General features: G+C 70.6%; 3 protein-coding genes. 2 read left to right on the top strand and 1 reads right to left on the bottom strand.

Annotation, left to right across the window (positions count from 1 at the left end):
- Positions 1–131: 131 nt before the first annotated feature.
- The gene (locus ABZW03_RS37255; protein ID WP_355268772.1) at positions 132–1886 is read right to left on the bottom strand and encodes an NAD+ synthase; all 1755 of its coding nucleotides are present in this window, start codon (positions 1884–1886) and stop codon (positions 132–134) included.
- Positions 1887–2118: 232 nt separating this feature from the next.
- Here ABZW03_RS37255 and glnA point away from each other — a divergent pair, with 232 nt between their 5' ends.
- Positions 2119–3480 (top strand): type I glutamate--ammonia ligase, encoded by a 1362-nt coding sequence (gene glnA / locus ABZW03_RS37250; protein WP_350743849.1) that lies wholly within the window; start codon positions 2119–2121, stop codon positions 3478–3480.
- Positions 3481–3648: 168 nt separating this feature from the next.
- Positions 3649–4890 (top strand): hypothetical protein, encoded by a 1242-nt coding sequence (locus ABZW03_RS37245; protein ID WP_355268770.1) that lies wholly within the window; start codon positions 3649–3651, stop codon positions 4888–4890.
- Positions 4891–4933: the final 43 nt, after the last annotated feature.

The following is a 4933-nucleotide window of genomic DNA, read 5'->3' as shown; positions in this document are numbered from 1 at the left end:
GCAAGGCGGAGGAGGAAGCCACTGCGGAGCATTGGCGACCGACGACAACGCGGCGAGGTGCGTGCCCCGGCGTCGCCCCGCAGACGCGAGTTTGAAGACGGACCCTAGGCGCGGCCCCGGCCAGGCGCCCCTCACCCGCGCCGCCAGCGGTTGGTGATCGGCAGCCGGCGGTCCCGGCCGAAGTTCTTGACCGAGACCTTCGGGCCCGGCGGGTACTGGCGCCGCTTGTACTCGGCGGTGTCGACCAGCCGGACCACCCGGTCCACCACCTCCGGGTCGAAGCCGGCCGCCACGATCGCGTCCCGGCCCTCGTCGCCCTCGATGTAGCGGTCGAGCACCGCGTCCAGCAGGTCGTAGTCGGGCAGCGAGTCGGTGTCCACCTGGTCCGGCCGCAGTTCGGCGGACGGCGGCTTGGTGACGGTGTTCTCCGGGATCGGCGGCACCTCGCCGCGCCGCTCGGCCTCCGCGTTCCGCCAGCGGGCCAGCCGGAAGACCATCGACTTGTAGACGTCCTTGATCGGCCCGTAGGCGCCCACCGAGTCGCCGTACAGGGTCGAGTAGCCGACCGCCAGCTCGCTCTTGTTGCCGGGCGCGAGCACGATGTGCCCCTCCTGGTTGGAGACCGCCATCAGCAGGGTGCCGCGCAGCCGGGACTGGAGGTTCTCCTCGGCCAGGCCGGTCAGCTCGGTGGCCCCCAGGTAGGCGTCGAACATCGGGGCGATGGAGACGGTCCGGAAGTGCAGCCCGGTGCGGCGGGCCAGCTCGGCCGCGTCGTCCCGGGAGTGCTGGGAGGAGTAGCGGCTGGGCATCGAGACGCAGTAGACGTTCTCGGCGCCGACCGCGTCCACCGCGATCGCGGCCACCAGGGCCGAGTCGATGCCGCCGGACAGGCCGATCAGCACGGACCGGAAGCCGTTCTTGGTCACGTACGCCCGGGTGCCGGAGACCAGCGCCGCCCAGATCTCGGCCTCGTCCGAGAGCCGCGGCGCCACCTCGGCGGTGAGCGGCACGGCGGGCGCGGCCTGCGGCTCGCCGCCCAGCTCGGTGCGGACCAGGTGCAGGCCGTCGCTCAGCAGCAGACCGTCGGTGTCGTCGCCCGCGGCGGCCGGCAGGTCGAGGTCCAGCACCAGCAGGTGCTCCTCGAACTGCGGGGAACGGGCCAGGACTTCACCGTCGGCGCCGACCACGATCGAGTCGCCGTCGAAGACCAGCTCGTCCTGGCCGCCGACCATGTTGACGTACGCCAGGGTGCAGCCCGCCTCGGCCGCCCGGCGCCGCACCAGCTCCAGCCGCTGGTCGTCCTTGTTCCGCTCGTACGGGGAGCCGTTGACCACCAGCAGCAGGCCGGCGCCGGCCTCGCGGGCGGCGGTGACCCGGCCGCCGTCCTGCCAGATGTCCTCGCAGACGGCCAGCGCGACGTCCACGCCGTGCACCCGCAGCACCGGCAGCTGGTCGCCCGGCACGAACCAGCGGAACTCGTCGAACACGCCGTAGTTGGGCAGGTGGTGCTTGGCGAAGCGGGTCACCACCTCGCCCCGGTGCAGCACGGCGGCGCAGTTCTGCGGGGAGCCGGCCGGGCGGTTGAAGCGCGGCGAGGCGTGCTCGGAGCGCCCGAGGTAGCCGACCACCACCGGGACCTCGCCCAGCCCGTCCGCCGCGAGCCGGCCGGCCAGCTCGACCAGCGCGCCGCGGGAGGCCTCGACGAAGGAGTGGCGCAGGGCGAGGTCCTCCACCGGGTACCCGGTGAGGACCATCTCGGGGAAGGCGACCAGCTGCGCGCCGGCCTCGACGGCCTGCCGGGTCCAGCGCACCACCTCGTCGCCGTTGCGGGCGAGGTCACCGACCCAGGGGTCGATCTGGCACAGGGCGAGACGGAGATTGGGCATGGCTCCGAGTGTAATCGTCTAACTGACGCGATGTCCTGGGCGGGGCGACGGAAGAGCCGACGGCGGGGCGACGGAAAAGCCGGGGACGGGACGGCGACGGGGCCGGGGACGGGGGTCGGCGCTGCCGGGCCGGGCGGGGATCGGCCATGATGGGGGCAACCGCTCCACGTGGTCTTTCCGGGGGCTTCCCGGGCGTAACACGAGCGTAAAGAGCAGAGGTGAGACTGTCCCCATGGGCAAGCAGCAGCAGTTCGTGCTTCGGACGCTCGAAGAGCGTGACATCCGGTTCGTCCGGCTGTGGTTCACCGACGTGCTCGGGTTCCTCAAGTCGGTGGCGGTGGCCCCGGCCGAGCTGGAGCAGGCCTTCGAGGAGGGCATCGGCTTCGACGGCTCGGCGATCGAGGGGTTCGCCCGGGTGTACGAGTCCGACATGATCGCCAAGCCGGACCCGACCACCTTCCAGATCCTGCCGTGGCGCTCGGAGACCCCGGGCACCGCCAGGATGTTCTGCGACATCCTGATGCCGGACGGCTCGCCGTCCTTCGCCGACCCCCGGTTCGTGCTCAAGCGCACCCTGGAGAAGGCCTCCGACCTGGGCTTCACCTTCTACACCCACCCGGAGATCGAGTTCTTCCTGCTGAAGAACCTGCCCGGCGACGGCACCGCGCCGATCCCCGCCGACCAGTCCGGCTACTTCGACCACACCCCGCGCGGGGTGGGCCACGACTTCCGCCGCCAGGCGATCACCATGCTGGAGTCGATGGGCATCTCGGTCGAGTTCTCGCACCACGAGGGCGCCCCCGGCCAGCAGGAGATCGACCTGCGCTACGCCGACGCGCTGTCCACCGCCGACAACATCATGACCTTCCGGCTGGTCATGAAGGAGGTCGCGCTGGAGCAGGGCGTGCACGCGAGCTTCATGCCCAAGCCCTTCTCCGAACACCCCGGCAGCGGCATGCACACCCACGTCTCGCTGTTCGAGGGCGACCGCAACGCCTTCCACGAGTCCGGCGCCGAGTACCAGCTGTCCAAGGTCGGCCGGTCCTTCATCGCCGGCCTGCTGCGGCACGCCGCCGAGACCGCGGCCGTCACCAACCAGTGGGTGAACTCGTACAAGCGGATCTGGGGCGGCTCCCAGCGCACCGCCGGGGCCGGCGGCGAGGCGCCGTCGTACATCTGCTGGGGCCACAACAACCGCTCGGCGCTGATCCGGGTGCCGATGTACAAGCCGGGCAAGCAGGGCTCCACCCGGATCGAGGTCCGCTCGCTGGACACCGGCTGCAACCCGTACCTCGCCTACGCCGTCACCCTCGCGGCCGGCCTGAAGGGCATCGAGGAGGGCTACGAGCTCCCGCCCGGCGCCGACGACGACGTGTGGGCGCTGTCCGACTCCGAGCGCCGCGCCCTCGGCATCCAGCCGATGCCGCAGAACCTCGGCGAGGCCATCGACCTGATGCAGCGCAGCGAACTCGTCGCCGAGACCCTCGGCGAGCACGTCTTCGACTTCTTCCTGCGCAACAAGCGCCAGGAGTGGGAGGAGTACCGCTCCGAGGTGACCCCGTTCGAGCTGCGGAAGAACCTGCAGGTGCTGTGAGCGGGTGACGGCCGCTCAAACCGACTGCGGCCCGCTGTCCTCCGCCCGGAGGACAGCGGGCCGTCCGGTGGAGTGGAACGCCCCGTCAGCTTGCGTTATGTGACGTTGATGTGACGGAACGTTGTGGTCCGATGGGGCTGCTCGTCCGTTCCGTCCTGAGAGGATCACATGACCTCCTCCGTCAGCCGTGCCGCCGCCGTCCGCCTGCTGCTCCGCCGGACCTGCGTCGCGGGGGCCGCCATCACCGCCGTCGCGGGCCAGCTGCTGGCCGCCCCGACCATCGCCGACGCCCGTGGTTCGGGCACGGCCTCCGGCGCCGAGGCGGGTGCGCAGCACGCCCAGCGCGCGCACCACCGCTCCACGCTCGCCGAGAACCAACTGCCGTTCACCACCCGCTTCGAGGGCGACTTCCACGGCTCCATCACCCGGATCAGCAACTCGCTGATGACCTGTGACGAGACCAAGCCGCCGCTCGACCCGGAGCAGCCGTCCTGCCTGGAGGCCCGCAAGGGCAACGGCAGCAGGCCGATCAACAACAAGTACGAGATGAAGTACATCAACATCGACCCGGGCTCGATCGGCCCGCTCGGTGACGCGATCTACTCCGCCAGCTCCGCCGACCTGGGCCTGGTCGACGGCTCCCAGGTCAAGTACGCCCGGCTGTACTGGGGCGGCACCCGCGGCATCGACGACGTCGTGCTGCCGGAGGACCGGATCGACGAGGTGTACCTGAAGGTGCCGGGCGAGGCCCAGTACCGCAACATCGCCAACGACCAGCCCTCCATCGGCTACATCACCACCGACATCGAGAGCAGCTACCAGGCCTCCGCCGACATCACCGACCTGGTCAAGCAGGCCGGCAACGGCACCTACACCGTCGCGAACATGGACTCGGTGGTGAAGCCGCACAGCTGGGGCGGCTGGACGATCGTGGTCGCGTACGAGAACGAGTGCAAGCCGCTGCGGCACGTCCACCTGTGGGACGGCTTCCGGGTCGAGCTGCCGGACAGCCCGCCGCGCGAGTTCGACCTCACCGGGCTGCGGACCCCCGACACCGGCCCGGTGGCGGGCAAGCTCGGCTTCGTGGTCTACGACGGCGACCTCAAGTGGACCGGCGACACCCTCGCCATCAAGTCCACCAACGGCCCGCAGGCGTACTTCACGGACCTCAACCACGCCTCCAACGACGCGTTCAACTCCACCATCGAGGAGCTGACCCCGGCCGACCAGTTCATCCGCACCCCGTACAACCGCAACAACTTCGGCTACGACTCCAACCGCTGGGACATCTCGCCGTTCCTGCGCAACGGGGACACCGGCATCAAGGTCCTGTTCGACACCGACAAGGACGGGTACGACCTGGGCGTCTTCTACGCCTACGTCAACCTGGACGGCTCCGCCGAGGGCTGATCCCCCGTCGCGCCACGGCGCCGCTGCCGCACCACCCGCACCG

The sequence above is a fragment of the Kitasatospora sp. NPDC004799 genome (genome assembly GCF_040609095.1).
Lineage (GTDB): Bacteria > Actinomycetota > Actinomycetes > Streptomycetales > Streptomycetaceae > Kitasatospora.
Note: the sequence above shows the minus strand (reverse complement) of the source record. Positions and strands in the feature narration are given on the sequence as shown.

Coding starts and splice junctions, on each gene's coding strand:
- ABZW03_RS37245 (WP_355268770.1), top strand. CDS start 3,649: ATGACCTCCTCCGTCAGCCGTGCCGCCGCCGTCCGCCTGCTGCTCCGC.
- ABZW03_RS37255 (WP_355268772.1), bottom strand. CDS start 1,886: ATGCCCAATCTCCGTCTCGCCCTGTGCCAGATCGACCCCTGGGTCGGT.
- glnA (WP_350743849.1), top strand. CDS start 2,119: ATGGGCAAGCAGCAGCAGTTCGTGCTTCGGACGCTCGAAGAGCGTGAC.